Raw genomic sequence first — 26,994 nt, forward strand, 5'->3', positions numbered from 1 at the left:
CGGGAATTCCGGCGCGGCCCGACACGCTGGAGAGGACGAGAAGCCGGTCGGATCGGGACGAGCAGAGAACGGGGAAGGGTGCGCGGTGCGAGACTTCCAGGCGCTGTACGAGCTGGATGAGCGGGGCGTGGCCGCGGTGGCCGCGGCCAACGCGGAGCTGCGCGACACCGGCGCCGGCCTGGTGCTGCTCCAGCACTTCGAGGGCTTCATGGACGCCGGGGAGGCCGGCGGCCAGGTGGTGGCGCACCTGCTGGAGACGGGCTCCCCGCAGGTGGTGGCCCGCTTCGACCACGACCGCCTGGTGGACTACCGGGCCCGCCGCCCCACGATGGTCTTCGACCACGACCACTGGGCGTCCTACGACCCGCCGGAGATCCTGCTCCAGCTCCTCCGCGACGCCGCCGGGGCGCCGTTCCTGCTGCTCACCGGCCCGGAGCCGGACGTCGAGTGGGAGCGCTTCGCGCGCGCCGTCCGCGAGCTGGTCGAGCGCTTCGAGGTCCGGCTCGGCGTGGACTTCCACGGCATCCCGATGGGCGTGCCGCACACCCGCCCGGTCGGTCTGACGCCGCACGGCAACCGGCTCGACCTCGCGCCCGGCTACCCGCAGTGGTTCGAGCAGGCGCAGGTCCCGGGCAGCGCCCAGGCGCTGCTGGAGTACCGCCTGGCCGAGGCCGGGCACGACGTGCTGGGCTTCGCCGTGCACGTCCCGCACTACGTGGCCCGTTCGGCCTACCCGGCGGCCGCGGTGCTGATCCTGGAGGCGGTGCAGTCCGCCACCGGCCTGGTGCTGCCCGGCACCCGGCTGCGCGAGCGGGTCGGCGAGGTGTACGCCGACATCGAGGAGCAGCTGGCCCAGGGGGACGGCGAGTTGCGCTCCGCCATCCGCGGCATGGAGGGCCAGTACGACGCGGTGGCGGGCGCCGAGGGCCGGGAGAGCCTGCTGGCCGAGCCGGTCGACCTGCCCTCCGCGGACGAGCTGGGGCGGCGCTTCGAGCAGTTCCTGGCCGAGCACGAACGCGGCGCCGAGTAGCGCCCCGCGCGGAACGGGGCCCCCGCCCGGCCGTCGGGTGGGGCACCGGGCGCGCCGCCCGTACGTTGGACTCCGCGGTGCCCGGGGGGACGGGCCCGCCGTACGGACCGAGCTGCCCGCGACTCGCACCCCCGGGGGGACGCCATGCCGAGGACCACACGCCCGACGGCCGCCGCGGCGGCCGGCCTCACCGCCCTGCTGCTGGCCGGGCTGGCCACGCTGACCGGGTGCAGCGGCGGCGGCGCGGACGACGGCTCCGACCGCGGCTTCGCGGGCGCGCTGCCCGGCCGCGCCCCGGCCGGGGCGAGCCCGACGCCGACCCCCACCCCGCCGCCCACCGGCCCGTACGTGGCGCTCGGCGACTCGTACACCGCCGGGCCGAAGATCGCCCCGCAGGTCGGCGAGCCGGGCGGCTGCGGCCGCTCCGGGGTCAACTACCCGTCCCTGCTGGCGAAGGCGCTCGCCCTGGCCCCCGGCCAGTTCCAGGACGTCAGCTGCAGCGGTGCCCGCACCGGGGACCTCGGGGCCGCCCAGAAGACCGACGACGGCGCCAACCCGGCCCAGCTGGAGGCGCTGACCCCGGCCACCCGGCTGGTCACCCTCGGCATCGGCGGCAACGACGCGGGCTTCATGCAGGTGGTCACCGAGTGCGCCAAGGACACCCTGGTGGACGCGGTGAAGGACCTGGTCGGCGGGGACCGCGCGGCCGCGCCCTGCCGGGAGCACTACGCCTCCGGCGGCACCGACGAGCTGCGGGCCCGGGTGGACGCGGCCGGCGGGAAGGTCGCCGAGGCGCTCCAGGAGATCAGGCGCCGCTCCCCGCAGGCCCGGGTCTACGTGGTCGGCTACCCGGCGCTGCTCCCGGCCGACCCGGCCGCCTGCGTGCCGGTGCTGGGCACCACGGTCGCGGCGGCCGACCTCGGCTTCCTGGCCGAGAAGGAGCAGCAGCTCAACGGGATGCTCAGGCAGCGCGCGGAGGCCGCCGGGGCGGTGTTCGTGGACACCACCGGGCCCTCGGCCGGGCACGACATGTGCGCGGGGGAGGACGCCCGCTGGATCGAGCCGCCGTTCCCGGCGCGCGGGCTCACCCCGGTCCACCCCAACGCCAGGGGCGAGGAGGGGGTGGCCGCCGCCGTGCTGAAGGCCGTCCGGGGCTGAACCGCTCCGGTCCTTCCGGCCCTTGGCGGCCCACCCGGGACCTTCTCGGGCGCGGACCGTTCGGGTCCGGTCGATTCCCGAGCGGCGGACACCGGCGCGCCTCCCACCATTCACGCCCCGGCCCACGCTCCTTCGCGCGCGGCACCCCCCGCGTGTCGGGGGCGCGGCGTACCGTGAGGGTCATATGGATGACACCACGCACCGCCTCGCCGCCCCGATCCCGTACGACCACGCCGCCGAGGCCCGCTGGGTCCCCGAACCGGACAAGCGTCCCGGCCGCACCGCCTTCCAGCGCGACCGCGCCCGGGTGCTGCACTCGGCCGCGCTGCGCCGACTGGCCGGCACCACCCAGGTGGTCGCCCCGATGCGCAGCGACTTCCCCCGTACCCGGCTCACCCACTCGCTCGAATGCGCCCAGGTCGGGCGGGAATTGGGCGCGGCCCTGGGCTGCGACCCGGATCTGGTGGAAGCCGGCTGCCTGGCCCACGACATCGGCCACCCGCCGTTCGGTCACACCGGCGAGGAGGCCCTCGACCAGGCCGCCGAGGCCTGCGGCGGCTTCGAGGGCAACGCCCAGTCGCTGCGCATCCTCACCCGGCTCGAACCCAAGCGCTTCGCGCCGCTGGACGACCAGCCCGCCGCCCGGCTCGCCCCCTGGCCCGGCCGCAGCGTCGGCCTCAACCTGACCCGGGCCGCCCTGGACGCCGCCACCAAGTACCCGTGGACCAAGGGCGCCCACCCCACCGACCCGGCCTCGCCCAAGTACGGCGTCTACGCCGACGACCTGCCGGTCTTCCGCTGGCTGCGGGCAGGCTCCCCGCCCGGGCGCAAGTGCTTCGAGGCCACCGTCATGGACTGGTCCGACGACGTGGCCTACTCCACCCACGACGTCGAGGACGGCCTCCAGGCCGGCCACATCGACCCGGCCGCCCTGCGGTCCCCCGACGAGCGCGCCGAACTCTTCAAGGTCGCCGAGCGCTACGCCCGGGACGCCGAGCCGGCGGAGCTCGCCGCCGCGCTGGACCGGCTGCTCGCCCAGGAGTGGTGGCCCCGGGGCTACGACGGCACGGCGCGCGCCCGGGCCGGGCTCAAGGACCTCACCAGCAAGCTGATCGGCCGCTTCTGCCTGGCCGCCGAGCAGGCCACCCGGGCCCGCTACGGCCCCGGCCGGCTCACCCGCTACGGCGCCGAGCTGGTGGTGCCGAGGGAGGTCCGGCTGGAGGTCGCGGTGCTCAAGGCCGTCGCCGTCCGCTTCGTCATGATGCGCGACGAGCAGGCCCAGCTGCGGGCCCGCCAGCGGATCGTGATCGCCGAGCTGGCGTACGTGCTGACCCAGCGCGCCCCCGAGGGCCTGGACCCGGTCTTCACCGCGATGTACCACGAGGCCGAGGACGACCGCGCCGCCCTGCGCACCGTGATCGACCAGATCGCCACCCTCACGGACGCCTCGGCCCTGGCCCTGCACGCCAAACTCGTCGGCGCCGCCTGGGCGTAGACCCGCCCCGGCCGGCCGGGGCGGGGGAGACCGAGGTCACCCGTCCCCGGCCCCGCCGGTCCGCCCCGGGGCAGTCGGAAACCCCGGCCGCCCCAGTAGACTTCCGGGGTGGCCGGGCGGATCAGGGACGAAGACGTACAGGCGGTGCGCAGCGCACTGCCGATCGACGCGGTGGTCGGCGACTACGTACAGCTGACCAATGGTGGCGGCGGCGAGTACAAGGGCGTCTGCCCCTTCCACGACGAGAAGTCCGCCTCCTTCTACGTCAACCCCGCCAAGGGCGTCTTCCACTGCTTCGGCTGCCAGGAGAACGGCGACACCATCGCCTTCCTGATGAAGATCGAGCACTTCACCTTCGCCGAGGCCGTCGAGCGGATGGCCGCCCAGGCCAACATCACCCTGCGCTACGAGGAGGGCGGCTACAGCCCCCGCCACCAGCAGGGCGAGCGCACCCGGCTGGTCGAGGCGCACAAGGTGGCCTCGGCCTGGTACCAGGAGCAGCTGGCCTCGCCGGAGGCGGAGATCGGCCGCCGCTTCCTGGCCGAGCGCGGCTTCGACGAGGAGGCGGCCCGGACCTTCGGCGTCGGCTACGCCCCCGTGGGCTGGGAGCACCTGGTCCGCTACCTGCGCGGCAAGGGCTTCTCCGACAAGGAGATCCTCCAGGGCGGCCTGGCCTCCCAGGGGCAGCGCGGCGGCCTGATCGACCGCTTCCGGGGCCGGCTGGTCTGGCCGATCCGGGACATCGCGGGCGAGGTGGTGGGCTTCGGCGCCCGCCGGCTGCGCGAGGACGACAACGGGCCGAAGTACCTGAACACCCCCGAGACGCCGATCTACAAGAAGTCCCACGTGCTGTACGGCATCGACCTGGCGAAGAAGGAGATCGCCAAGTCGGGCCGGGCGGTGGTGGTCGAGGGCTACACCGACGTGATGGCCTGCCACCTGGCCGGGGTCACCTCGGCGGTGGCCACCTGCGGCACCGCCTTCGCCGAGGACCACATCAAGATCATCCGTCGGCTGCTGATGGACACCTCGCAGTACCGGGGCGAGACGGTCTTCACCTTCGACGGCGACGCGGCCGGCCAGAAGGCCGCCCTGCGCGCCTTCGAGGACGACCAGAAGTTCGCCGCCAAGACCTCCATCGCGGTCAGCCCCGGCGGCATGGACCCGTGCGAGCTGCGCCTGGCCCAGGGCGACGACGCGGTCCGGCAGCTGATCGACAACCCGGTCCCGCTGTTCGAGTTCGCGCTCAACACGGCGGTGTCCAAGCACCGGGTGGAGACCCCCGAGGGGCAGGCCGCCGCGCTGGAGGAGGCGGCCCTGATCGTGGCGAAGATCAAGGACCCGTCGATCCGGCACGGGTACGCGATCCGGCTGGCCGGCATGCTCGGGGTGAACCCGGGCGACGAGCAGTTCGTGGTCCGCCGGATCTCCCAGCTGGCCCGCTGGGAGCGGGAGAAGCAGCAGAACCCGCGCGCCAACGGCCAGCTGCGCCGCACCGAGCAGCCCGTCCAGCAGCCGCGCCCGGCCCAGCCCGCGTTCCGGCTCAACCCGCGTGACCCGGCCCAGTTCGTCGAGCGCGAGCTGCTCAAGCTGGCGCTCCAGTACCCGGACCTGGTCAGCCCGGCCTTCGACCACTACGGCGAGGACGAGTTCCCGACCCCGCCGTACGCCGCCGTCCGGCAGGCCATCGGCAAGGCCGGCGGCGCCGCGTACGGGGCGACCCTGCCCGACTTCACCAGCACGGTGCGCGAGGCGGCCCCGGACGACCAGGTGCGCTCGCTGGTGACCGAGCTGACCGTCGAACCCGTGCGCTCGCTGCGCAAGGCGGACGCGATCTACGCCGGGGAGTTCCTGGTCAAGCTGCGGCTGCTGGCCGTCGACCGGCGGATCGCCGAGGTCCGCGGCTACCTCCAGCGGCTGGGCCACCGGGCGGACGCCGAGCAGCTGCACGCGGTGCAGACCGAGCTGTGGCAGCTCCAGCAGTACGGGCAGCAGCTGCGCAGCGGCGGCGCGGCGGCCCTGTAGGCCCGGCGGGCCCCGGAGGCCCCGGGACCGTCCGGAGCCCCGGGGTTCCCCGGAGGTCCCGGTACTCCCGGAAGTCCTGCGCAGAAAGTCCGCGCAGGAGTCTCGGCCACGGAGCGTGGCGTACCCCACACTGGAGGACGTCCCACCTCCGTTCAGCGCGGGTCCGCCAGAGTCGCGCCCGCCCCGAGGGGATGCCCGTGGACCAAGGCCCGGTCGCAACGACCACCGCCACCAGACGAGCCGAGCCCGCCGGACCCGTGCCGGGGGAGCAGGAGACGGACCACGGCCGGGCCGGGGCGGCGACCCCGGACGGCGCGCGGGTCCCCGCCGGGGAGCTGCCGGACGGTCACCCCGACGGCCCGGACCGGGAGACCGGGGCGGAGTCCGACGAGGACGGCCCGCCCGAGCGGGTCGAGGGCGGCAGTCCGGCCGCCGACCTGCTGCGCCAGTACCTGCGCGAAATCGGCCGGATCCGACTGCTCACCGCCGCCGAGGAGGTCGAGCTGGCCCGCCGGATCGAGGCCGGCCTGTTCGCCGAGGAGCGGTTGAACGGCGACCCGCCGCCGCCCGACCCGCTGGGCCGCGAGCTGGACACCCTGGTGGTCCTCGGCCGGATCGCCAAGCGGCGCCTGGTCGAGGCGAACCTGCGCCTGGTGGTGTCCGTCGCCAAGCGCTACGTCGGCCGCGGGCTGACCCTGCTGGACCTGGTCCAGGAGGGCAATCTCGGCCTGATCCGGGCGGTGGAGAAGTTCGACTACGCCCGCGGCTACAAGTTCTCGACCTACGCGACCTGGTGGATCCGGCAGGCGATGAGCCGGGCACTGGCCGACCAGGCCCGGACGATCCGGGTGCCGGTGCACGTGGTGGAGCTGATCAACCGGGTGGTCCGGGTGCAGCGCGTCCTGCTCCAGGAACGCGGCCTGGAGCCGACCCCGGCCGACATCGCCACCGCCCTGGAGCTCACCGAGCCGCGGGTGCGCGAGCTGCTCCGGCTGGCCCAGGAGCCGATCTCGCTGCACACCCCGGTCGGTGAGGAGGACGACGTCGCGCTCGGCGACCTGATCGAGGACGCCGACGCCGCCTCGCCCGCCGAGTCCGCGACCTTCCTGCTGCTGCGTCAGCACCTGGACGCGGTGCTGGCCACCCTGGGCGAGCGGGAGCGCCAGGTCGTCCAGCTCCGCTACGGGCTGGACGACGGCCGCCCGCGCACGCTGGAGGAGATCGGCACGGTGTTCGGCGTGACGAGGGAGCGGATCCGCCAGATCGAGTCCAAGACGCTGGTCAAGCTCCGCGACCACGCCTACGCCGAGCAGCTGCGCGGCTACCTCGACTAGCGGACCGTACGGATGACACGTCCTAGGACGCGGACGGGCTGGGCGAGGCCTGGTCGGTGGCCGGGGCCGGGCTCGGGGTCGGGTCCGTCGAGGCCGAGGACGAGGCCGACGGCGAGGCCGAGTCGCTCGGCGTCGCGGCCGCGGCCCCGGTGCCCGGCGGCGGTGAGGCGGGGCCGATCGGGATCGGGGTGGAGTCCACCACCATGGCCAGGTCGGTGACGGTCCCGGTGCAGTCGTTCCCGGCCGGCTGGTAGCCGCAGACCTGGAAGCCCATCGACGGGTCCGCCGCGTTCAGCATCGGCGAGTAGTTGTCGTAGCCCCAGTGGATCAGCGCGGTCTCGCTGTCCCCGGTGCTGTCGGTGATCACCGCGGAGTCCTTGGGCTCGCCCTCGGTGATCGCCGCCCAGGCGGCCTGGCAGGTCCGGCTGTACCGCAGGTAGACGACCACCTTGCCGATCACCTGGGTCTGCAGGGTCCGGGCGTCCTTGCCGCAGCCGGTGGTCTTGGGGTCCTTGTGGGCGCAGCCGAGGGCCCGGCAGGCGGGGTCGGACGGCGCGGGCTTGGCGGTCGTGGCCGGGACGTCGGCCGCCGAGGCCTGGTCGTCGTGCCGGCTGACCCGCAGGCCGACCAGCACCAGCAGCAGCGCCAGCACCGCCGCGCCGGGGATCAGCGCCACCGGGCGCCGCCACCACGCGGGGGCGGGCTCGGCGGCGGGGTCGGTGTCGGAGCCTGAGTCGGCGGCGGGCTCGTCGGGCAGCACCTCGACGGCCACGGCCACACCGTCTGCGGGCTCCTCGGACACCGGCCCCTCGGACACCGCCACGCCGTCCGCGGGCTCCTCGGCCACCGGCTCCACCGCCCGCCGCCACAGCCCGCGCAGCGCCGCCGCGTCGCAGTCCACCGCCCCGATCAGTGTCTCCAGCGCCTGCTCGGTGACCACCCGCTTGCCGTTCAGCCAGCGCTCCCAGGAGGCCCGGCTGTAGTGGGTCCGGGCGGCCAGCTCGGACAGCGAGAGTCCGGCGGCGTCCTTGATCGTCCGGAGCTCCTGGGCCAGCAGTCGGGCGGGCTCGGACAGCTCTTCGGGCAGGTCCTTCCAGGCGGCAGCCAATGCGGCCCTCCATGAGTCGCGGGACGGGACAACGGTGGACGGGGGTACGAGACCGACCCGGTCCGGCCGTTCGGCGTCTCCCCTTCTCCAACCTCAGCGGCCCGGCGTCCCAAACACCAGGTCACGGCATTGAGACGGACGGAAGTGTCTCACAACCCCCGGGGGTGCTCGATCGGTCATGCGTTCGTCGTGCAGAGTTCTTCTCGCCGGTGCGGCCCACCGCTCCGGCCGTTTCGTCGGGCCCGGGCCGGCTGGCCGTGGTCGGCCCGACGCGGAGTCCCGGTACCCCCACCGATCGGGGCAGCCTCGCGGGGGGAGGCTGCCCCGACCGACCGGGACCACCCGGCGGGAGGGCGCATCCCTGCGTCCTCCCGCCGCGGCATGTCCGGGCCCGCCGGGACGCGGCGTCGGCCGGACGTCTCGGCGGTGGACGCCTCAGCGGTGGACGCCTCAGTGGTGGAAGCCCTCGCGGACCGGCACCCCCAGCTCCTGGAGCGGGACGGGCTGGCGCCGCAGCTCCGGCAGCAGCCGGGTGAGGTCGGTGAGCAGCAGGTCGGCGAGGTCCCGGGAGAAGCCGTTGCGGCAGACCACCCGGAGCACCGACAGGTCCTCCCGGTTCGCCGGGAAGGTGTAGGCGGGCACCTGCCAGCCGCGCTCGCGCAGCCGCCGCGAGACGTCGAACACGTCGAAGGGCACGTCCTCGGTGGTGGTGAAGGCGAACACCGGGACCTGGTCGCCGTGGGTCAGCAGCCGGAAGCAGCCGAGTTTGCCGATCTCCCCGGCCAGGTAGGTGGCGACCTCCCGGCAGGCGCCCTGGACGGCCCGGAAGCCCGCCCGCCCGAGCCGCAGGAAGAGGTAGTACTGGGCCGCGACCTGGGCGCCGGGCCGGGAGAAGTTGAGCGCGAAGGTCGGCATCTCGCCGCCCAGGTAGTTGACCCGGAAGACCAGCTCCTCCGGCAGCGCCTCCTTGTCCCGCCACAGCGCCCAGCCGACGCCGGGGTAGACCAGGCCGTACTTGTGGCCGGAGGTGTTGATCGACCGCACCCGGGGGAGCCGGAAGTCCCAGACCAGCTCGGGGTCGAGGAAGGGCGCCACCATGCCGCCGGAGGCGCCGTCCACGTGCACCGGGACGTCCAGGCCGGTGCGCTGCTGGAGTTCGTCCAGGGCGGCGCAGATCTCCGCGATCGGCTCGTACGACCCGTCGAAGGTCGAGCCGAGGACGCCGACCACGCCGATGGTGTTCTCGTCGCACAGCGCGGCCGCCTGCTCGGGGCCGAGGTGGAAGCGGTCGCCCTCCATCGGCGCGGTGCGGGCCTCGATCTCCCAGAAGGTGCAGAACTTCTCCCAGCACACCTGGACGTTGACGCCCATCACCAGGTTGGGCCGGGCCCCGGCCGCGTAGCGTTCGGCGTTGCGGCGCATCCAGTGGCGCTTGAGCGCCATCCCGGCCAGCATGCAGGCCTCGCTGGAGCCGGTGGTGGAGCAGCCGACCGCGGTGTCCGGGTCGGGGGCGTGCCAGAGGTCGGCGAGGATGGCCACGCAGCGCCGTTCCAGCTCGGCGGTCTGCGGGTACTCGTCCTTGTCGATCATGTTCTTGTCCAGGCACTCGGTCATCAGCCGGGTGGCCTGCACCTCCATCGAGGTGGTGACGAAGGTCGCGAGGTTGAGCTTGGCGCTGCCGTCCAGCATCAGCTCGTCGTGGACCAGCTGGTACGCGGTGTCGGCGGCGACCGGGCCCTCGCCGAGCCGGTGCACCGGCGGGGCGAGCTCCATCGCGCCCAGCGGGTCGGTGATGCCGAGGAACGGATTGACGCTCAGCCGGCGGTCGCCGCCGGTCCCCTTGTGCAGGGCCATGGGTTCCTGCCGCCCTTCGCCTCGGTGGCCGTGTCCTGACCCACGCTGCCACCGGGCGCCGGGTGACGCATCTTCATCGACGGACTTCGGCCAACCCGCGACGTGGGCGGGGACACGCCTTAGGAGGAGATCGCCTCCGGGTGGATCTGGTCCCGGGCGGCGCGGTACTGCTGACGCACCGCCGAGCCGATCGCCAGGTCCTGCTCGCCCTCGGGCTCGACCGTCTCGGCGTCCGGCAGCTCCCACTCCGGCGGCTCGGCGGTGCCGGCCAGGGCCCAGGCGGCCTGCCGGGCGGCGCCGCGGGCGGCGTGCGCGCCCGGCGGGGGCACCACGACCGGGACGCCGAACAGCATCGGGGCGATGTGCCGCACGGCGGGCAGCCGGCCGGCCGTACCGAGCAGGAAGACCCGCTTGATCCCGACGCCCTGGGCGCGCAGCACGTCCAGCGCGTCGGCGATGTTGCAGAGCATGCCCTCGACGGCGGCCCGGGCCAGGTGCTGAGGGGTCATCGCCTCGGCCCGCAGGCCGGTCAGGGTGCCGGCGGCGTGCGGCAGCGCGGGGGTGCGCTCGCCGTCCAGGTAGGGGAGCAGCACCAGTCCGTAGGCGCCGGGGGAGGAGTGCAGGGCGAGGTCGCTCAGCCCGTCCAGGTCCCGGCCGAGCAGGCCGGCGGTGGAGCGCAGCACCTGGGCGGCGTTGAGGGTGGCGACCATGGGCAGGTGGCGGCCGGAGGCGTCGGCGAAGGAGGAGATCAGGCCGGAGGCGTCGATCACGGCGTGCTCGTGCACCGCGAAGATCGTCCCGGCGCTGCCGAGCGAGACCACCGCGTCGCCCGGGCCGAGGCCCAGGCCCAGGGCGGCGGCCATGTTGTCGCCGGTGCCGGCCGAGATCAGCAGGCCCTCGGGGGTGTGCCCGGCGGGTTCGGCGGGGCCGAGCACGTCCGGCAGTCGCAGCTCGTGGCCGAGCGCCAGCTCGACCAGGTCCTGCCGGTACTCGCCGGTGATCGGGGACCAGTAGCCGGTGCCGGAGGCGTCGCCGCGGTCGGTGGTGCGGCGCTTGGGGTGGCCGAGCAGCTGCCAGACCAGCCAGTCGTGCGGCAGCAGCACCTCGGCGACCCGGCGGGCGTTGGCCGGCTCGAACTCGGCCAGCCAGCGCAGCTTGGCGATGGTGTACGTCGGGCCGGGCACCGCGCCGATCGCGGCGGTCCAGGCGGCCGGGCCGCCGAGGGCGTCCAGCAGCTTGGCGGCGGCGCCGCCGGAGCGCGGGTCGTTCCAGAGGATCGCGGGCCGCACCTGCACCCCGCCCGCGTCCAGGCCGATCATGCCGTGCTGCTGCGCGCTGACGCCGATCGCCCGGACGCCCTCCAGCAGCCCGCCGGCCGCGGCGTCGCCGAGCGAGTGCAGCCAGACCTGCGGGTCGGTCTCGCCGGGGCGCAGGTCCTGGTCCTCGGGGACGGGGTGGGGGGCCTTGCCGGCTCGAAGGACGGCACCGGTGTCGGCGTCGCACGCGACGATCCGGGTGCGGCTGGTCGAGCTGTCTATCCCCGCGACGATGGCCATGCCGAGATCATGCCTCAGCCCGGCCCGGGACGCGTCCGGGCCGGGTGAGCCGTTGCCTGTTCGGGACCCCGGGTTGAGGCCTTCTTTGCCCGGGGGTCACCGCCCCGTCACGGTCGGACGGTACCCCAGCCGTCGTCCTCGGCCCGGGACCGGCTGAAGTACGGGACCCGGTCGGTGACCGCGTTGGGCAGCCGGTCCCCGACCCGGTCGGCGACGGCGCCGGCCGCCTTCCCCGCGACCGCGCCGGCCTGCTGGCGCGCCCGGTCGGTCGCCCCCTGCACGGTGGGGTTCTGCGCGATCTGCCGGGTGACCTTGGCGATCTGTTCGTAGCGCTGGCGTCCGGCCCGCGAGCCGAGGACGTAGCCGGCCGCGAAACCCACGGCCAACGACAGCTTCCACATGATCGGACCCACCCTCTCCTGGCGGCCTTCTGCCGCGTTGCCCTACCCGTTGCCCGGGACGGCGAACCGTCCGCGTCACCCCAGCATCCTCCGGGGGCCGTCGGGGGCGCGCGCGGGGCACGCCGGGCGGGCGGTCCGGGGCGGCCGGCGAAAGCGATTGGCGGACCACCCCCCCGAGTGCGCTAATGTATGTCCCGCAGCGAGCGCCGAGGAGCCCGGGTCACGGGAGCCGAAGCGGAAGCCGATCCCCCATAGCTCAATTGGCAGAGCAGCCGACTGTTAATCGGCAGGTTATTGGTTCGAGTCCAATTGGGGGAGCTCGGGACGAGTGCTCCTAGGAGCACGAGTCCCGTGCCAGGTAAGGAAGTTCAGCACAGCGATCCCCCATAGCTCAATTGGCAGAGCAGCCGACTGTTAATCGGCAGGTTATTGGTTCGAGTCCAATTGGGGGAGCTGCACCGGGTCCGCCCGGTGACTGCTCAGAGCGAAGGCCCCTCGGACGACCGGGGGGCCTTCGTGTTGCCCGGGCCGGTGTCGGGTGCGTCACCCCGCCGGTCGGGCGGGGGCGCGCCACGGGCGCCGGCCGTCAGGTGGTCGCCTTCCGGTAGAGGTCGGCGACCCGCTGGTCGAAGGCCACGCTGTACGAGGTGCCCGGGGTGTCCCCGCCCTCCTGGTAGCCGCCGATCACGCCGACCACCGCGCCGTCGCCGGTCACCCACGGGCTGCCGCTGGTGCCGTCGGTGTAGCCGCCGCAGTCGAAGCGCTCCTGGGTGCCGCTCTGCGACCGGGTCCGGACCGCGCAGGTGATCGGTTCGTCGCTGTCGTTGGGGTAGCCGGTCACCGAGACCGCCAGCCCGACGCCCTTGCCGGTGCCGAGCTGGTTGCCGCCGACCGCGTCCTCGATCTGCCGGCCGCCGACCGCGCGGACCGTGACGAACGCCACGTCGTAGTCGGGGTCGTCGTCGTCGGTCCAGCGGGGGTCGACGGTGATCGACTGCACCTGCCAACTGCCGTACGGGGTGGCCCCGTTGCGGAAGCCGGGGGTGAACACCAGGCCGTCCAGCAGGCCGACCTGCTGGTTCTGCACGCAGTGCGCGGCGGTGACCAGCAGATTGCGCCCGGGGCTGCGCACCACGCTCGCGGTGCAGGAGCGGGGGCCCTGCGCGGAGTGGATGGACAGGGTGCCGATCCGGTCCCGGGCCGCGCTCTGCTGGGCGACCTCGGCGTTCGGCGGCTGGTCCGATCCACCGCCGCAGGCGGTGCCGGTGGCCAGCAGCAGGGCGGCCAGTGCGGTCGCTCCGGCCGCGCGCGGGGGCGGCACCGGGCGGGGGGCCATCGGCGCTCCGTCTCGTTCCTCGGGGCGGGCATCCGGGCCGTGCGTTCCGCCGTTCGAGAGGAAGATCTACCAGGCGCCGCCCGGTGGCGCCACTGCCGGGTGTTCGAACAGCGGTGGCGGCTCAGCCGGTGGCCCGGTCGTAGAGCGCCTGGACCCGGTCGCCGAAGTAACTGCTGTACGAGGTGTCCGGGCTGTTGCCGCCCTCCTGGTAGCCGCCGATCACGCCGACCACGGTGCCGGTCCGGGTGGTCGGGTCGAAGTCGGTGACCCAGGGGCTGCCGCTGGTGCCGCCGGTGTAGTCGGGGCAGTCGATCCGCAGCTGGGTGGCGCTCTGCTCGGAGGTGGTGTTGGCGCAGGTGATCGGGACGTCGCTGCTGCCCGGGTAGCCGGTGACCCGCACCGGGACCCGGTAACCGCGGTTGACGCCCAGCTGGTTGGCGCCGAGCACCTGCTGCACCTGTTGGCCGTTCTGCGCCTGGACGACCGCGAAGGCGACGTCCATGTCCGGGTCGGCGTGGTCCTTCCAGCCGTCGTCCACGGTGACGGCCAGCAGCGGCCAGACACCGCTCGGGGTGTCGCCGTTGCGGTAGCCGGGGACGAAGACCAGGTCGCCGCGCTGGCCGATCTTCGGGTCCCAGACGCAGTGGGCGGCGGTGACGATGAGGTTGAGCCCGGCGCTGTCCACCACGCTGGCGGTGCAGAAGTGGTCGCCGTCCGCGTTGCGCGTGAACACCGCGCCGACCAGGCCGTTGAGCACGGTCGGCTTGGCGGTGCGGGTGACCCCGGTGTGCCGGCCGACGGCCCCCTTGAAGCGCTGCTTGTTCCAGCCGTGGCCGTTGGTGGCGGTGGCGGGCGGCGCCGAGGTGACCGTCGGGGCGATGCTGCCCGGCCGCGCGGCGGTGGTGCACCCCGCCGCCGCGAGCACCAGCACCAGCACCCCGGCCGCGGCTCCCGCCCCACGCATCGTCATCGGTCCAGGCTGCCCTGCCGGGGCCCGTCGACGCCACCCGGGCTCGGCCGCCCGGAGAGGCGCGCACCGTCGCGCACCCAGCTGCGCCCCCGGCGCGCACCACGGGTGATCGACCGGCTATGCTGCCCGGGACGGCCTCGCGGGGCCGTCTGCTGCTGCCGTGGTCGACGACCGGCGCGCGCGGCGAACCGGGGCGGTAGCTCAGCCGGTTAGAGCAGGGGACTCATAATCCCTTGGTCGTGGGTTCGAGTCCCACCCGCCCCACTCTCAGCCAGCGTGGCCGCCCTCCAGGCGAGTCGCCTGTGACCTGCGAAAACGTGCTCATGTTTCGCTCGGAACTCTAGGGCACAGGGCGTGCCCGGACCTTGTTGCCGCGCCAGAATTCACCCGGATGGGAACGCCATGGGAGCGGCGTGGGGTTTGAGCCTCCCATGGGAACCGCGTGAGCCCGTCCGGCTCCTCTGCTGACGGTGATGCATGGGCCCAGCCCCAGACATCGCCCGCTGCGCAGGAGGCCGGTGAGGCTCCGCAGTCGTTACTGCGGAGCCTCACCGGATCGGTTCACTCGCGGAGGACTATGGGCAAGAGCGGGACTCCTGGGGCCAGACGATGAATCCCTCGAATCTCTCCTCGGCTTCTTCGTCCGAAAGATCTCCGCCGATCACGTGCCAGCGCGTGAATTTCCCGGAAATCGCCAGCCGGATGTGGAAGGCCCGCGCCATGTAGGTGACGACCTGGAAGGCCGTTCCAGCTCTGTCGTCAGAAGGTCCCAGTTCGTCGACCAGCTTTCGCAGTACTGGGACGACTGCTTGCTCGGACGTCCAGCAGTCACGGATCGAGTCGATGATCCTGCTGCGGTTCCTCTCGTATTCTTCAGTCTCCATATGCCGCCTCCGGCCCGGTGAAGTGCACCATGACATCCCTGAACGTCCCGTGGCCGGACCTTCCAGCGAATGGCCCTTCCGAATCAATGGGCTCGTGGGGCGCGCTCGACAGGGCTTGCCGGGTCTGGACCCCACCGGTCCTGGGCCCTACACGAGGGGCCGCCTGCCAGCGGTTCTGCTACTGTCCCGCGTTCCGCTCCCGCGTCTTGCGCCGCATGTCCTGCAGCATGGCCAAGGTCTCGGGGTGAACATCGGCCTTGCTCTCGTCCTCTTCGACGTCCTGCGGGTTCTGTTGGGCCTGCGGGAGGAGTTCGTCGTAGCGGGGATCTCCGGGCTCGAACTTGTACCACCCGTCGTAGAAGTACCCCTCCACGGTCCTTCCGCCGTACTTCAGCCAGATGGTGACGCCGTCCGCGTCCAACATCGGGTAGTCGGTGACTTCGTAAGGCTCAGAGTGCTCGCTCAAAATACTCCTTCAGGAGTTGTGCCGCCTCGCGGTCGCCGAATGTGAATTTCTCCAGCGTTTTGGCCGTCCATTGATTGAACGCCTCGGCGAAGTACTCGTGCGGCTGGCGGAGGTACGGAGTTGGACGGGGGTTGTTGCGCATCGACCGCGTGCCCGAACTCATGGACGGCAACACTACTGGGTGTCTTGGCAGTTGAATTGATCAGCAGTCTGCGTTGGCCAGGTACGTACATGCCGGGTACGTGCTCTGCCGGCGGCGTGCCGCCCACCGGGCTGACGCCGGCGAGGTGGTAGCCGCCCGGAAGCTGCGTGATCGGCCTGGGGCCGATGCTGACATCCTCGGGCGTGGGCCCGCCCTGAAGGTGACGATACGTCAGTTTCGATGAGTGGCGTCGGCCGTGTTCGCGACAGTTCGTGCGGGGTGGGCGCGTGTGGTCGGCGAAGCCGGTGCGTACGCCCTGTTGCGGTGTCGGAAAAAGTGATATCACTTTGACAGCAGGCGCGGGCATCCGCGCTGCGGACATCGCACTGGGGGGAGTGGGTCCCATGACCACACCGCACATCGCCGTCGAGGACGGCCCGGCCGTCGACCTGCCGGCTCCGAAGGTCACCGAGCGGATCATCACCGGGGCCCCCGGGCTGCCGGTGCTCGGCGGGGCGCTGCTCGGCGTGCTGGCCGGGCTCGGCTCGCTGATCGCCGGAGGGGTCCAACTGGCGGGCGGGAACAAGGGGGTGGGGATCCCGCTGGTGATCCTCGGACCGTTGGTGGTGCTGACCTCGCTGGTGCTGCTCTGCGGGCTGGTGGTGGTCTCGCCCGGGCAGGCCCGGGTGGTCCAGCTGCTCGGCCGCTACCGCGGCACCGTCCGGGCCGAGGGGCTGGCCTGGCTGAACCCGTTCACCAGCCGGCGCCGGATCTCCACCCGGATCCGCAACCACGAGACCGAGACCGCCAAGGTCAACGACGCGGACGGCAACCCGATCGAGATGGCCGCCGTGGTGGTCTGGCAGGTCGAGGACACCGCGATGGCGGTGTTCGAGGTGGACGACTACACCGACTTCGTCGCTATCCAGACCGAGACGGCCGTCCGGCACATCGCCACCAGCTATCCGTACGACGCCCACCACGAGGGGCAGTTGTCGCTGCGCGACGGCGCGGACGAGATCGCCCGCAAGCTCTCCGCCGAGATCGCCGCCCGGGTCGCCTCGGCCGGGGTGCGGGTCATCGAGTCCCGGATCACCCGGCTCGCGTACGCCCCCGAGGTCGCCCAGGTGATGCTCCAGCGGCAGCAGGCCGGGGCCGTGGTGGCCGCCCGGCGGCTGATCGTCGAGGGTGCCGTCGGTATGGTCGAGGAGGCCTTGGACCGGCTTGCCGAGCGGGACGTGGTGGAGTTGGACGAGGAGCGCAAGGCCGCCATGGTGAGCAACCTCCTGGTGGTGCTCTGCGGCGACCGGGGCACCCAGCCCGTCGTGAACACGGGCTCCCTCTACCAGTAAGGGCGCGGCGTTGGCGACGGAACGGAAGAAGCTCCTGCTGCGACTGGATCCTTCGGTTCACGACGCGCTGGCCAGGTGGGCCTCGGACGAACTGCGCAGCACCAACGCGCAGATCGAGTTCGTGCTCCGCCGCGCCCTCACCGAGGCGGGCCGGATGCCCAGCGGTGCGGCCCGGCTTCCCCGGCGCGGCCGACCGCCCAAGGAAAGCCCGGAGAGCGGCGGTCCCGCCGAGGACTGACCGCGGTGGCCGGGCGCCACAGACCTTTCGGAGAGACCGAGATGGACCTGCCCGTCACTCTGCCCGAGAAGCTCTACCTGCTCGCCCTCGACCCCGAGCGCGGGCGGCCCACCCACGCGACCGACCTCGATCTGACCCTGCGGGCGGCGGCGCTCACCGAGCTCCTGCGCCGCAAGCTGATCCGTGACGACGGCCGGCACCCGGCCCCCGTCGACGGCGCGACGGACGGGCTCGACCCGCTCTCCGCCGCACTGCTGGAGCAGATCCGCCAGGGGCGGCGGCGTACCTGGAAGAGCTGGATCGGGCGCCAGCGGGGATCGGTGCGGATGGTCCGCGACGGACTCGCGGCCGCCGGTCGGATCCGGGTCGAGGAGCACCGGCTGCTCGGGCTCTTCCCGGTCGCCCGGGTCACCCTTCCGGAGCCCCGGGTGCGCAAGGCGCTGACGGCGGGCGTCGAGTCGGCGCTGAGCGGCCCGTTCAGCCGGGTCGACCCGGCGGACGCCGCGTTGGTGGCCCTGGTCGACGCGGCCCGGCTGGGATCGGTCCTGGCCTGGCGCCGGCGGCGCGAGCACCGGGACCGGATCGACAAGCTGGTGCCCGCCGCCGGCCCCGTGCCGCGGGCCCTGCGCCGCGCCATCGCCGCGCGGCACGCGGACGGCGCGGCGGTCTGACCGCCCGGAACAGCGCCCCCGGAACAGCGCCCCCGAAGCGGCGCCCCCGGAACAGCGCCCCCGGCCCGGCTGCCCCACGGCGGCCGGGCCGCTCGGCTTCCGGGGCCCGTAAGCTGGCCGGATGCTCGAACCCGCCCTGCTGCCGACCCCGCTGGTGGACTGCACCGACGAGGCCTTCGCCCGGTCCGGGGTGGAGCTGCGGCTCAAGCGGGACGACCTGCTGCACCCGGGCGTGCCCGGCAACAAGTGGCGCAAGCTCGCGCCCAACCTGGCCGCCGCGGTCGAGCAGGGCCACACCCGGCTGCTGACCTTCGGCGGGGCGTACTCCACCCACCTGCGGGCGGTCGCGGCGGCCGCCGAGGCGCTCGGACTGGAGAGCGTCGGGCTGGTGCGCGGCGAGGAGCTGGCCGACCGGCCGCGCAACTGGTCGCTGCGGGCCGCCGAACGCTCCGGGATGCGGCTGGAGTTCCTCACCCGCTCCGCCTACCGGGAGGCCGTCGGCCGGGTGCCGGGAGAGTACGGCCCGGACGGCCTGCGGCAGCGCTGGGGCCGTTGCCTGGTGCTCCCGGAGGGCGGCTCCAACGCCCTGGCGGCGATCGGCGCGGCCGCGATCCCGGCCGAACTGCCCGACCTGGACGGACGGGACGTGGTCTGCTGCCCGGTCGGCACCGGCGGCACCCTGGCCGGCATCGCGGCGGGCCTGCCGACGGGGGCCCGGGCGCTCGGGGTGGCCGTGCTGCGCGGCGGCGAGGGCTACCTGGAGGCGGAGGTCGCCCGGCTGCACCGGGCCGCCTACGGGCGCGCGTTCGACAACTGGCGGATCGACCACGCCCACCACGGCGGCGGCTACGGCAAGGTCCCGGCCGAACTGGCCGCCTTCGCCGGGGAGTTCGAGCGCCGCCACGGCATCCCGGTGGAACACCGGTACGTGGCCAAGCTGCTGGCCGCGCTGGCCGACCTGGCCGCCGCGGGCGCCTTCCCGCGGGGCACCCGCCTGACGGCCGTGGTCACCGGACTGCCGGATCCGGAGTGATCGCTACGGACCCGCGCTACGACCCGAAGGTCAGGTCGGCGCACGGGTCGGTGTCGGCGCCCCGGGTGTTCTCCGCTATGCCGGTCGGTATCCCGCTGGGCGTCCCCGTGCCCGTGCCCGTGGGCGAGGCGGAGGGCGTGGAGACGGAGTCCAGCTGGGTGCCGGGCGACTGCCGGTCCGGGCCGAGGGTGAGGGTGATCCCGCCGGAGCCCGGCTCCTCGACCGTGCGGGCGCCCGGGAAGAGCGCCGCGACCTGGTCGGCGGCGGCCTTCAGGGTGGGGTCGTAGGAGACCTCGGTGTGCTGCTTGCCGGGCTGGTTGGCGCCGAGCGTGACGTTCTGGAAGCCGCGGCCCTTGAGGGTCTCGGCGCCGGAGCCGGCCAGCCCGGCGGTGCCGACGCCGTTGACCACGGTGATCGGGGCGGCGGCCTGGTCGGGGGTGAGCGGCGCGTCGGTGGCGGGGCCCGCGCTCGGCGAGGCGGCGGCGGAGGCGGTGGCCGCGTTGGTGCCGGCGGTGCTGTGCCCGTCCAGGGTGCGGTCCTCCCGCAGCAGCTTCCACAGCTCGTCGGCGTCCGGCTGGATCAGCCGCACCCGCTCCCCGGCGAAGCGCCAGGGGGCGGTCACGAAGGTGACGTCGGAGAGCTTGATGTCCTCGACCGAGCGGGCGAAGTCGACCAGCTTCATCGCGGTGCCGAGGCCCTCGTCCACGGTGAGCGACTTGGTGGCGGCGTCGGCCAGCGGTAGCAGGGTGGGCAGCGAGAAGCCCTGGTCCTGGACCTTCTTGATCATCGAGGAGAGGAAGGCCTGTTGGCGCTTCATCCGGCCTATGTCGGAGTTGTCGCCGATGCCGTGGCGGGCCCGCAGGTAGTCCACCGCGGACTTGCCGGAGAGCTTCTGCATCCCCTTCTTCAGCTGGATGCCGTACTCGTTGACGTCGTTGGGCACGCAGGCCTCCACGCCGCCGAGCGCGTCGGTCATCGCGGCGGCGCCCTTGAAGTCGACCACGACGGTGTGGTCGATCCGCAGCCCGGTGAGCTTCTCCACGGTGTTCTGGGTGCAGGCCGGGTTGCCCTTGGCGAGTTGGCCGACGCCGAACGCCGAGTTGAACATCTGGTCGGTGCGGGGCTTGGTCCAGGTGCCGTCCGTGAGCTTGCAGGACGGGATGGTGACCAGGGTGTCGCGGGGGATCGAGACGCCGACGGCGTGCTTGTGGTCGGCGTAGACGTGCACCAGGATCGCGGTGTCCGAGTTGCCGACGCCGTCGTCGCCGCCGCCCAGTGCGTTGTTGCCGTCGTCCCGGGTGTCCGAGCCGAGCAGCAGCACGTTGACCGGGACCTGGGCGCCCGGGCTGGCCGGGACGGGGGCGGGCGGGCGCTCGGTGGCGACGCCGCCCGCGTCGAAGGTGGTGATGTTGTTGTCGAGCCGGTGGTAGAACCAGGCTCCCGCCCCCACGACCGACAGCACCAGAACGGCGGCCAGGCCGATGGCGGTCCGCAGGTAACGGCGCCGGCGCGTGCTGCTGCCCATCCTCCGTGCCCCCCGTCTTCAGATCTCCAGCGTTCGACAGTTCGAACGTTAGACGCACCGGAGGGCCGTTCGGTTACCCCCGTGATGCCGGTGAATCGGCCCGCGGGGCTGTGATGCTGCTCACGCCCCCGGGCCGGCGGCGCCGGTGAGCATCCGCCGGAGCAGGTCCCGCAGCACCGTCCGCTCCGCCTGGCCGAGCGCGGCCAGTGGTTCGCGGGCGAAGTTCAGCGATTCGCGCAGTTCCTCGGAGGCGGCGGCGCCGGTCTCGGTGGCGGCGACCAGCTTGACCCGGCGGTCCTGGCGGTCGGCCTCCCGGGTCACGAAGTCGCGGGCCTCCAGCCGGTCGACGATGCCGGTGATGTTGGACGGCTCGCAGCTGAGCGTCTGGGCGATGTGGCGCATGGGCAGCGGGCCGCGTCGCAGCAGGGCGAGCACCTTGGCCTGGGCGCCGGTGAGCGAGCGGGCGGCGGCCGCGTCCTCGTACTCGCGGTGGAACAGTGCGACCAGGTTGGCCATCAGGTCGACGACCTCGCGGGTGATCTCGTCGGACTGCGGCGTGGCGGCCTCGGTCTGCTGAGTGTCCATGCCCCAGAGTCTACCTGAAAAGTTGACAACCTGAACCTTTCATGCCCATCGTTACTTCAGTTGCTCAACCTTTCACCTGCAGAAACCCCCCTCCGAGGAGCATCTCCATGGCAGAGCAGGCCGTCCCCGCCACCGCCCGCGAATGGCACCTCGCCGCCCGCCCCCAGGGCTGGCCGGTGCCCACCGACTTCGCCCTGGTCGAGGCCCCGGTCCGGACTCCCGGTCCGGGCGAGATCCTGGTCCGCAACACCGACCTCTCGGTCGACCCGTACATGCGCGGCCGGATGAACGACGTGAAGTCGTACGTGCCCCCGTTCCAACTCGGCCAGGTGATGGACGGCGGCGCCGTCGGCTACGTGGTGGCCTCGGAGGCCGAGGGCTTCGCCCCCGGCGACGCCGTGCTGCACGGGCTCGGCTGGCGCGAGTACGCGACCTTGGACGCCAAGCGCGCGGTCAAGGTCGACCCGGCCGCCGCCCCGCTCTCCGCCTACCTCGGCGTGCTCGGTATGCCCGGCCTCACCGCCTACGCCGGGCTGCTCGCGGTCGGCGCGCTCAAGGAGGGCGACAAGGTCTTCGTCTCCGGCGCGGCCGGCGCGGTCGGCTCGCTGGTCGGCCAGATCGCCCGGCTCAAGGGCGCCTCGCTGGTGGTCGGTTCGGCCGGCTCGGCGGAGAAGGTCGCCAAGCTGGTGGACGAGTACGGCTTCGACGCGGCCTTCAACTACAAGGACGCCCCGGTCGCCGAGCAGCTCGCCCAGGCCGCCCCGGAGGGCATCGACCTCTACTTCGACAACGTCGGCGGGGACCACCTGGAGGCCGCGATCGGCGCCCTCGGCGTGCACGGCCGTGCGGTGCTCTGCGGCGCGATCGCCCAGTACAACGAGACCACCGCGCCGGCCGCCCCGCGCAACCTGGCGCTGGCGATCGGCAAGCGGCTGCGCCTGGAGGGCATGCTGGTGGGCGACCACGCCGCCCTGCAGCCGCAGTTCGTCACCGAGGTGGCCGGCTGGCTGAAGTCCGGCGAGCTGCGCACCGAGGAGACCGTGGTGGACGGCTTCGAGAACGCCGCCCAGGCCTTCATCGACCTGCTGCGCGGCGTCAACACCGGCAAGATGGTCGTCCACCTGGAGGGCTGACGCACCGTCAGGGAGTTGACCGCCCCGCCGCCCCGACCGGGCGCGCGGGGCGGTTCGCGTGCACGGCGCAGGGGATCCGGCCGCACTACCGCATTCCGGCCGGATCCGAAAGTGCGTCATCCACGGTGCGGTGCCGCGCGGTACGGTGGTCCCGCCCGGCGATGGGGCCGTTCGGGGGAGAGATCCGGCCGAGGGGTAGACCTCGTTGAGGATTCGACTAGCATTGAGCGAAAGCCTGTCCGTTTTGCTCAATTTAGTAGCTTAATGTCGGCTAACGTGGGTAACTGTGGATCAACTGCAGGCACGAGGCAGCTGGGGAAGGCGACCCTCGTCCACAGCCTGGAGGTCCCGGTGACGACACGTGGAGTTCTGTACGTCCACTCCGCGCCCCGCGCGCTGTGCCCGCACGTCGAGTGGGCCGTCGCGGGGGTGCTCGGTGTGCGGGTGAGCCTGGACTGGATCCGCCAGCCGGCCGCACCCGGACACTGGCGCGCCGAGCTCTCCTGGCAGGGGGAGCCCGGCACCGCCTCGAAGCTCGCCTCCGCGCTGCGCGGCTGGCAGCTGATGCGGTACGAGGTGACCAGCGAGCCCTGCGCCACGGCGGAGGGCGAGCGGTACAGCAGCACGCCCAGCCTCGGCATCTTCCACGCCGTCACGGGCATCCACGGCGACATCCTGATCCCGGAGGACCGGCTGCGGGCCGTCCTGCTGCGGGCCCGCAGCGAGGGCGCCGACCTGGAGGCCGAGATCTCCCGGCTGCTGGGCAAGCCCTGGGACGACGAGCTGGAGCCGTTCCGCTACGCGGGCGAGGGCGCGCCGGTGCGCTGGCTGCACCAGGTGGTCTGAGCCCGACGGGACAGCACGAAGGGGCCGGCGCTCGATCCGAGCGCCGGCCCCTTCATGACGGGTGCGTCAGCGGGTGCGGAAGGCCAGCACCACGTTGTGGCCGCCGAAGCCGAACGAGTTGTTCAGCGCGGCGATCCGGCCCTCGGGCAGCGGGGTGGCCTCGGTGACGATCTTCGCGTCCACGTCGTCGTCCAGCTCGTCGACGTTGATGGTCGGCGGGGCGACCCGGTGGTACAGCGCCAGCACGGTGGCGACGGTCTCGATGCCGCCGGCGCCGCCCAGCAGGTGACCGGTCATCGACTTGGTGGCCGAGACCAGGATGTGGTCGAGGTCCCCGCCCAGCTCCTTGCGCAGCGCCTTCAGCTCGGCGGTGTCGCCCTGCGGGGTCGAGGTGGCGTGCGCGTTGACGTGCACGATCTCGGACTTGTCCAGCTCGTTGCGGTCGAACAGGTCGGCCAGCGCGCGGGCCACACCGGCGCCGGTCGGCTCGGGCTGGGCGATGTGGTGGGCGTCCGAGGACAGGCCCTGGCCCACCGCCTCGCAGTAGATCCGGGCGTTGCGGGCCTCGGCGTGCTCCAGCGACTCCAGCACGACCACGCCGGCGCCCTCGCCCAGCACGAAGCCGTCGCGGCCCTTGTCGTACGGACGCGAGGCGCGCTCGGGCTGGTCGTTGTTCTTGGACATCGCCATCATGTTGGCGAACGCGGCGATCGGCAGCGGGTGGATCGCCGCCTCGGTGCCGCCGGCCACCACGACGTCGGCGCGGCCGCTGCGGATCATCTCGATCGCGTAGCCGATCGCCTCGGCGCCGGAGGCGCAGGCGGAGACGGGGGTGTGCACACCGGCGCGGGCGCCGACCTCCAGGCCGACGTTGGCCGCCGGGGAGTTGGGCATCAGCATCGGGACGGTGTGCGGGGAGACCTTGCGGGCGCCCTTGTCCTTCAGCACGTCGTACTGGTCGAGCAGGGTGGTCACGCCGCCGATGCCGGAGGCGATCACGGCGCCCAGGCGCTCGGGGGCGAGCTTGGAGGACTCGTCGGTGGCCGGGGTCTCGAAGCCGGCGTCGGCCCAGGCCTCGCGGGCGGCGATCAGCGCGAACTGGGCCGAGCGGTCCAGCTTGCGGGCCAGCGGACGGGGCAGGATCTCGCCCGGCTCGATCGCGGTGCGCGCGGCGATCTTGACCGGCAGGTCCTCGGCCCACTCCTCGGTCAGGGCCGCCACTCCGGAGCGCCCGGCGATCAGGTTCTCCCAGGTGGTGGCGGCGTCGCCGCCCAGCGGCGTGAAGGCGCCGATACCCGTGACGACCACGGTTCGGTTCTCAGCGGTCACTGGTTTCTCTTCTTTCACGTTGGTGCGGGGTCGGCGGCGGGCCGAAGAAGGGCCCGGCCGGGCGCCCGGGTGGGGCGTCCCGGCCGGCGGGTCGGCCTGGCTCGGAGGAGCCGGACCGACGGGTCAGCCGTCCGAGGCGTGAGTCACGCCGGACGGACTGGGCGACTCGAACGAGTCGAACGCTCAGGCGGCGGCGTTGGTGAGGATGTAGTTCACCGCGTCGCCGACGGTCTTCAGGTTCTTGACCTCGTCGTCCGGGATCTTGACGTCGAAGCGCTCCTCGGCGGCCACGACGACCTCGACCATGGACAGCGAGTCGACGTCCAGGTCGTCGGTGAAGGACTTGTCCTCCTGGACGTCCTCCGCCGGGATGCCGGCGATCTCGTTGACGATCTCGGCGAGACCTTCCAGGACCTCGTCCTTGGTAGCCATACTGGCTGCTCCTCTTCGGTGTTGAACGTGTCCGGCCGTCGGCCGGACACGGGCTTGTGGATGGATGGGGCGAAACGCGCCTAGGGGAGCGTAACGACTGCCGCGGCGTAGACGAGACCCGCCCCGAACCCGATGATCAGCGCCAGGTCGCCGCTGTGGGCCTCGCCGGATTCCAGCATGCGCTCCATCGCCAGCGGGATGGAGGCGGCGGAGGTGTTTCCGGTCTCGGCGATGTCCCGGGCGACCGGCACCGACGCGGGCAGCTTGAGCGCCTTGATCATGGCGTCGGTGATCCGCATGTTGGCCTGGTGCGGGATGAAGGCACCGAGCTGGTCGGCGGTGACCCCGGCGGCGTCCAGCGCCTGCTGGGCCACCTTGGCCATCTCCCAGACCGCCCAGCGGAACACCGGCTGGCCGTCCATCCGAAGGGCCGGCCACTTGCGGCCGTGCTCCGGGTCCTCGGACTGGCCGTTGATCGCGTCGGGCTTGGCGAAGGCGGTGTCCCAGGCCTCGGTCTGGTTGATGACGTCGGCCTGCGAGCCGTCCGAACCCCAGATCAGCTTGCCGATGCCCGGCGTGTCGGACGGGCCGACGATCGCGGCGCCCGCGCCGTCGCCGAAGATGAACGCGGTGGAGCGGTCCGACTTGTCGGTCAGGTCGCTGAGCCGCTCGACGCCGATCACCAGCACGTACTCGGCGTTGCCGCCGCGGATCATGCCGTCGGCCAGGCCCAGGCCGTAGCCGAAGCCGGCGCAGGCGGCCGAGATGTCGAAGGCCGGGGCGGTGCCGCAGCCGAGCCGCTCGGCGATCTCGGTGGCGATCGCGGGGGTCTGCTTGAGGTGCGAGACGGTCGCGACGATCACGCCGCCGATCTGCTGGGGGGCGATGCCGGCCTGCGCGATGGCCTTGCCGGCGGCCTGCACCGACATCTCGGCGACGCTCTCGTCCGGACCGGCCCAGCGGCGCTCGGCGATCCCGCTGCGGGTGCGGATCCACTCGTCCGAGGAGTCGATCCACTCCAGGACCTCGGAGTTGGGGATGACCCGGACCGGGCGGTAGCCGCCGACCCCGTGGATGCGGGAGTACTGCGCGCCGGTGGCGGGGCGGATCTGCGGCTTGGTCATGCGTGGTCCTCCTGGTCCTGCGGGTCCTGCCGGTCCTGGCCGCCGTGCTCCGCGATGAGCTCGCGGGCCTTGTCCAGATCGGCCGGGGTCTTCAGGGCGAGCGTGGCCACACCCTTGAGGTTGCGCTTGAGCAGCCCGGTGAGCGTGCCCGCGGGGGACAGCTCGATGACGGCGGTCGCGCCCAGCCGGCCGAGGGTCTCCATGCAGAGGTCCCAGCGGACCGGGTTGGAGACCTGCGACACCAGGCGGGCCAGCACCTCGGCGCCGGAGTCGACGACCCCGCCGTCCCGGTTGGACACGTAGCGGACCTGCGGGTCGGCCACGGTCAGGCTCGGGGCCAGTGCGGCCAGCCGCTCGACACCGGGGGCCATGTGCTCGGTGTGGAAGGCGCCGGCCACCTTGAGGGCGATCAGCTTGGAGCCCGCCGGCGGGTCCGCCTTCAGCGCCTCCAGCTGGGCCAGCGTGCCGGCCGCGACGATCTGGCCGCCGCCGTTGTTGTTGGCCGCGGTCAGGCCGTGCTCGGCCAGCTTCGCCGCGACGAGCTCCGGGTCGCCGCCGAGCACGGCGGTCATGCCGGTCTCGGTGACGGTCGCGGCCTCGGCCATGGCCCGGCCGCGCTCCCGGACGAACGTCAGTGCGTCATGGGCGCTGAGCACCCCGGCGCCGGCCGCGGCGGTGATCTCGCCGACGCTGTGACCGGCGACGGCGCCGACCAGCTTGCGGGCGACGTCCTCGTCCGGGAACAGCACGCGGGCGGTCACCAGACCGGCCGCGACCAGCAGCGGCTGGGCGACGGCGGTGTCCTTGATCTCCTCGGCGGACGCCTCGGTGCCGGCGTGCACCAGGTCGAGCCCGGCGACCTCCGACCAGCCGCGCAGGCGGTCGGCGACACCGTCGAGCTCCAGCCAGGGGCTGAGGAAACCGGGGGACTGGGCACCCTGTCCAGGGGCGACGATTACGAGCACGG

The 26,994-nt window shown here is 73.2% G+C and carries 26 protein-coding genes and 3 tRNA genes; 14 read left to right on the top strand and 15 right to left on the bottom strand.

What is annotated here, in order from left to right; genetic code table 11:
- Positions 1-85 precede the first annotated feature (85 nt).
- From ABTZ03_RS02660 to ABTZ03_RS02680, 5 genes are all read left to right on the top strand, one after another.
- A complete protein-coding gene (locus ABTZ03_RS02660) occupies positions 86-1,030 on the top strand; it encodes a PAC2 family protein (protein ID WP_350511022.1) in 945 nt (314 codons plus the stop codon).
- A 144-nt stretch (positions 1,031-1,174) separates the two neighbouring features.
- Positions 1,175-2,188, top strand: coding sequence for an SGNH/GDSL hydrolase family protein (locus ABTZ03_RS02665; RefSeq protein ID WP_350511023.1), 1,014 nt, complete (start codon positions 1,175-1,177; stop codon positions 2,186-2,188).
- Positions 2,189-2,372: 184 nt separating this feature from the next.
- Positions 2,373-3,683, top strand: a complete 1,311-nt coding sequence (locus ABTZ03_RS02670) for a deoxyguanosinetriphosphate triphosphohydrolase (protein ID WP_350511024.1) — start codon at positions 2,373-2,375, stop codon at positions 3,681-3,683.
- 108 nt (positions 3,684-3,791) lie between these two features.
- Positions 3,792-5,708: a DNA primase gene (gene dnaG, locus ABTZ03_RS02675; protein WP_350511025.1), complete on the top strand. Its 1,917-nt coding sequence runs from the start codon at positions 3,792-3,794 to the stop codon at positions 5,706-5,708.
- Positions 5,709-5,899: 191 nt separating this feature from the next.
- Complete coding sequence (locus ABTZ03_RS02680; RefSeq protein ID WP_400917368.1) at positions 5,900-7,042, top strand: RNA polymerase sigma factor; 1,143 nt, start codon at positions 5,900-5,902, stop codon at positions 7,040-7,042.
- Positions 7,043-7,064: 22 nt separating this feature from the next.
- On the opposite strand, the gene ABTZ03_RS02685 is transcribed toward ABTZ03_RS02680, so the two are convergent.
- The 4 genes from ABTZ03_RS02685 to ABTZ03_RS02700 form a co-directional block, all read right to left on the bottom strand.
- The gene (locus tag ABTZ03_RS02685) at positions 7,065-8,150 is read right to left on the bottom strand and encodes a helix-turn-helix domain-containing protein (protein WP_350511027.1); all 1,086 of its coding nucleotides are present in this window, start codon (positions 8,148-8,150) and stop codon (positions 7,065-7,067) included.
- Positions 8,151-8,600: 450 nt separating this feature from the next.
- Complete coding sequence (gad, locus tag ABTZ03_RS02690; RefSeq protein ID WP_350511028.1) at positions 8,601-10,004, bottom strand: glutamate decarboxylase; 1,404 nt, start codon at positions 10,002-10,004, stop codon at positions 8,601-8,603.
- A 119-nt stretch (positions 10,005-10,123) separates the two neighbouring features.
- Positions 10,124-11,560, bottom strand: a complete 1,437-nt coding sequence (locus ABTZ03_RS02695) for an FGGY family carbohydrate kinase (protein ID WP_350511029.1) — start codon at positions 11,558-11,560, stop codon at positions 10,124-10,126.
- 107 nt (positions 11,561-11,667) lie between these two features.
- A complete protein-coding gene (locus ABTZ03_RS02700; RefSeq protein WP_350511030.1) occupies positions 11,668-11,961 on the bottom strand; it encodes a hypothetical protein in 294 nt (97 codons plus the stop codon).
- A 245-nt stretch (positions 11,962-12,206) separates the two neighbouring features.
- On the opposite strand from ABTZ03_RS02700, the gene ABTZ03_RS02705 reads away from it, so the two are divergent.
- Positions 12,207-12,279: transfer RNA gene (locus ABTZ03_RS02705), tRNA-Asn, on the top strand.
- Positions 12,280-12,341: 62 nt separating this feature from the next.
- Positions 12,342-12,414 (top strand) — tRNA-Asn (locus tag ABTZ03_RS02710).
- A 133-nt stretch (positions 12,415-12,547) separates the two neighbouring features.
- Here ABTZ03_RS02710 and ABTZ03_RS02715 read toward each other — a convergent pair.
- A complete protein-coding gene (locus ABTZ03_RS02715) occupies positions 12,548-13,297 on the bottom strand; it encodes a trypsin-like serine peptidase (RefSeq protein ID WP_350511031.1) in 750 nt (249 codons plus the stop codon).
- Between the two features lie 121 nt (positions 13,298-13,418).
- Positions 13,419-14,267 carry a trypsin-like serine peptidase gene (locus tag ABTZ03_RS02720; protein ID WP_350511032.1) on the bottom strand — a complete coding sequence of 283 codons (849 nt, stop codon included), beginning with the start codon at positions 14,265-14,267 and terminating at the stop codon, positions 13,419-13,421.
- A gap of 190 nt (positions 14,268-14,457) precedes the next feature.
- On the opposite strand from ABTZ03_RS02720, the gene ABTZ03_RS02725 reads away from it, so the two are divergent.
- A tRNA-Ile gene (locus ABTZ03_RS02725) sits at positions 14,458-14,531 on the top strand.
- Between the two features lie 311 nt (positions 14,532-14,842).
- On the opposite strand, the gene ABTZ03_RS02730 is transcribed toward ABTZ03_RS02725, so the two are convergent.
- The 3 genes from ABTZ03_RS02730 to ABTZ03_RS02740 form a co-directional block, all read right to left on the bottom strand.
- A complete protein-coding gene (locus ABTZ03_RS02730; RefSeq protein ID WP_350511033.1) occupies positions 14,843-15,151 on the bottom strand; it encodes a hypothetical protein in 309 nt (102 codons plus the stop codon).
- Positions 15,152-15,329: 178 nt separating this feature from the next.
- On the bottom strand, positions 15,330-15,617 hold the full coding sequence (locus tag ABTZ03_RS02735) for a hypothetical protein (protein WP_350511034.1): 288 nt from the start codon (positions 15,615-15,617) through the stop codon (positions 15,330-15,332).
- Positions 15,601-15,780, bottom strand: coding sequence for a hypothetical protein (locus ABTZ03_RS02740; RefSeq protein WP_350511035.1), 180 nt, complete (start codon positions 15,778-15,780; stop codon positions 15,601-15,603). Before ABTZ03_RS02740 ends, ABTZ03_RS02735 begins: the two co-directional genes overlap by 17 nt.
- Positions 15,781-16,163: 383 nt before the next feature.
- Between ABTZ03_RS02740 and ABTZ03_RS02745 the strand changes: the two genes are divergently transcribed.
- From ABTZ03_RS02745 to ABTZ03_RS02760, 4 genes are all read left to right on the top strand, one after another.
- Positions 16,164-17,111 carry an SPFH domain-containing protein gene (locus ABTZ03_RS02745; RefSeq protein WP_350511036.1) on the top strand — a complete coding sequence of 316 codons (948 nt, stop codon included), beginning with the start codon at positions 16,164-16,166 and terminating at the stop codon, positions 17,109-17,111.
- A 10-nt stretch (positions 17,112-17,121) separates the two neighbouring features.
- Positions 17,122-17,349, top strand: a complete 228-nt coding sequence (locus tag ABTZ03_RS02750) for a type II toxin-antitoxin system antitoxin (protein ID WP_350511037.1) — start codon at positions 17,122-17,124, stop codon at positions 17,347-17,349.
- 41 nt (positions 17,350-17,390) lie between these two features.
- On the top strand, positions 17,391-18,020 hold the full coding sequence (locus ABTZ03_RS02755) for a GOLPH3/VPS74 family protein (protein WP_350511038.1): 630 nt from the start codon (positions 17,391-17,393) through the stop codon (positions 18,018-18,020).
- 121 nt (positions 18,021-18,141) lie between these two features.
- Entirely contained in the window at positions 18,142-19,053 is a 912-nt protein-coding gene (locus tag ABTZ03_RS02760) for a 1-aminocyclopropane-1-carboxylate deaminase/D-cysteine desulfhydrase (protein WP_350511039.1), read from the top strand.
- A 16-nt stretch (positions 19,054-19,069) separates the two neighbouring features.
- Here the strand turns inward: ABTZ03_RS02760 and ABTZ03_RS02765 are convergent, their stop codons facing one another.
- Positions 19,070-20,578 carry an LCP family protein gene (locus ABTZ03_RS02765; RefSeq protein ID WP_350511040.1) on the bottom strand — a complete coding sequence of 503 codons (1,509 nt, stop codon included), beginning with the start codon at positions 20,576-20,578 and terminating at the stop codon, positions 19,070-19,072.
- A gap of 120 nt (positions 20,579-20,698) precedes the next feature.
- On the bottom strand, positions 20,699-21,163 hold the full coding sequence (locus ABTZ03_RS02770) for a MarR family winged helix-turn-helix transcriptional regulator (RefSeq protein ID WP_350511041.1): 465 nt from the start codon (positions 21,161-21,163) through the stop codon (positions 20,699-20,701).
- A 107-nt stretch (positions 21,164-21,270) separates the two neighbouring features.
- On the opposite strand from ABTZ03_RS02770, the gene ABTZ03_RS02775 reads away from it, so the two are divergent.
- Positions 21,271-22,296 carry an NADP-dependent oxidoreductase gene (locus ABTZ03_RS02775; protein ID WP_350511042.1) on the top strand — a complete coding sequence of 342 codons (1,026 nt, stop codon included), beginning with the start codon at positions 21,271-21,273 and terminating at the stop codon, positions 22,294-22,296.
- 351 nt (positions 22,297-22,647) lie between these two features.
- Complete coding sequence (locus tag ABTZ03_RS02780; protein ID WP_350511043.1) at positions 22,648-23,142, top strand: DUF3145 domain-containing protein; 495 nt, start codon at positions 22,648-22,650, stop codon at positions 23,140-23,142.
- A gap of 66 nt (positions 23,143-23,208) precedes the next feature.
- Here ABTZ03_RS02780 and fabF read toward each other — a convergent pair whose 3' ends face one another.
- From fabF to ABTZ03_RS02800, 4 genes are all read right to left on the bottom strand, one after another.
- Positions 23,209-24,471: a beta-ketoacyl-ACP synthase II gene (fabF, locus tag ABTZ03_RS02785; RefSeq protein ID WP_350511044.1), complete on the bottom strand. Its 1,263-nt coding sequence runs from the start codon at positions 24,469-24,471 to the stop codon at positions 23,209-23,211.
- 183 nt (positions 24,472-24,654) lie between these two features.
- Positions 24,655-24,903 carry an acyl carrier protein gene (locus ABTZ03_RS02790; RefSeq protein WP_350511045.1) on the bottom strand — a complete coding sequence of 83 codons (249 nt, stop codon included), beginning with the start codon at positions 24,901-24,903 and terminating at the stop codon, positions 24,655-24,657.
- Positions 24,904-24,983: 80 nt separating this feature from the next.
- Positions 24,984-26,027: a beta-ketoacyl-ACP synthase III gene (locus ABTZ03_RS02795; protein ID WP_350511046.1), complete on the bottom strand. Its 1,044-nt coding sequence runs from the start codon at positions 26,025-26,027 to the stop codon at positions 24,984-24,986.
- A complete protein-coding gene (locus ABTZ03_RS02800; protein ID WP_350511047.1) occupies positions 26,024-26,992 on the bottom strand; it encodes an ACP S-malonyltransferase in 969 nt (322 codons plus the stop codon). Before ABTZ03_RS02800 ends, ABTZ03_RS02795 begins: the two co-directional genes overlap by 4 nt.
- Positions 26,993-26,994: the final 2 nt, after the last annotated feature.

The sequence above is a fragment of the Kitasatospora sp. NPDC096077 genome (assembly GCF_040303245.1).
Lineage (GTDB): Bacteria > Actinomycetota > Actinomycetes > Streptomycetales > Streptomycetaceae > Kitasatospora.

Coding starts and splice junctions, on each gene's coding strand:
- ABTZ03_RS02680 (WP_400917368.1), top strand. CDS start 5,900: ATGCCCGTGGACCAAGGCCCGGTCGCAACGACCACCGCCACCAGACGA.
- ABTZ03_RS02795 (WP_350511046.1), bottom strand. CDS start 26,027: ATGACCAAGCCGCAGATCCGCCCCGCCACCGGCGCGCAGTACTCCCGC.
- ABTZ03_RS02695 (WP_350511029.1), bottom strand. CDS start 11,560: ATGGCCATCGTCGCGGGGATAGACAGCTCGACCAGCCGCACCCGGATC.
- ABTZ03_RS02760 (WP_350511039.1), top strand. CDS start 18,142: ATGCTCGAACCCGCCCTGCTGCCGACCCCGCTGGTGGACTGCACCGAC.
- ABTZ03_RS02765 (WP_350511040.1), bottom strand. CDS start 20,578: ATGGGCAGCAGCACGCGCCGGCGCCGTTACCTGCGGACCGCCATCGGC.
- ABTZ03_RS02790 (WP_350511045.1), bottom strand. CDS start 24,903: ATGGCTACCAAGGACGAGGTCCTGGAAGGTCTCGCCGAGATCGTCAAC.
- ABTZ03_RS02740 (WP_350511035.1), bottom strand. CDS start 15,780: ATGAGTTCGGGCACGCGGTCGATGCGCAACAACCCCCGTCCAACTCCG.
- ABTZ03_RS02770 (WP_350511041.1), bottom strand. CDS start 21,163: ATGGACACTCAGCAGACCGAGGCCGCCACGCCGCAGTCCGACGAGATC.
- gad (WP_350511028.1), bottom strand. CDS start 10,004: ATGGCCCTGCACAAGGGGACCGGCGGCGACCGCCGGCTGAGCGTCAAT.
- ABTZ03_RS02775 (WP_350511042.1), top strand. CDS start 21,271: ATGGCAGAGCAGGCCGTCCCCGCCACCGCCCGCGAATGGCACCTCGCC.
- ABTZ03_RS02700 (WP_350511030.1), bottom strand. CDS start 11,961: ATGTGGAAGCTGTCGTTGGCCGTGGGTTTCGCGGCCGGCTACGTCCTC.
- ABTZ03_RS02730 (WP_350511033.1), bottom strand. CDS start 15,151: ATGGAGACTGAAGAATACGAGAGGAACCGCAGCAGGATCATCGACTCG.
- ABTZ03_RS02665 (WP_350511023.1), top strand. CDS start 1,175: ATGCCGAGGACCACACGCCCGACGGCCGCCGCGGCGGCCGGCCTCACC.
- ABTZ03_RS02670 (WP_350511024.1), top strand. CDS start 2,373: ATGGATGACACCACGCACCGCCTCGCCGCCCCGATCCCGTACGACCAC.
- ABTZ03_RS02755 (WP_350511038.1), top strand. CDS start 17,391: ATGGACCTGCCCGTCACTCTGCCCGAGAAGCTCTACCTGCTCGCCCTC.
- ABTZ03_RS02715 (WP_350511031.1), bottom strand. CDS start 13,297: ATGGCCCCCCGCCCGGTGCCGCCCCCGCGCGCGGCCGGAGCGACCGCA.
- ABTZ03_RS02745 (WP_350511036.1), top strand. CDS start 16,164: ATGACCACACCGCACATCGCCGTCGAGGACGGCCCGGCCGTCGACCTG.
- ABTZ03_RS02720 (WP_350511032.1), bottom strand. CDS start 14,267: ATGACGATGCGTGGGGCGGGAGCCGCGGCCGGGGTGCTGGTGCTGGTG.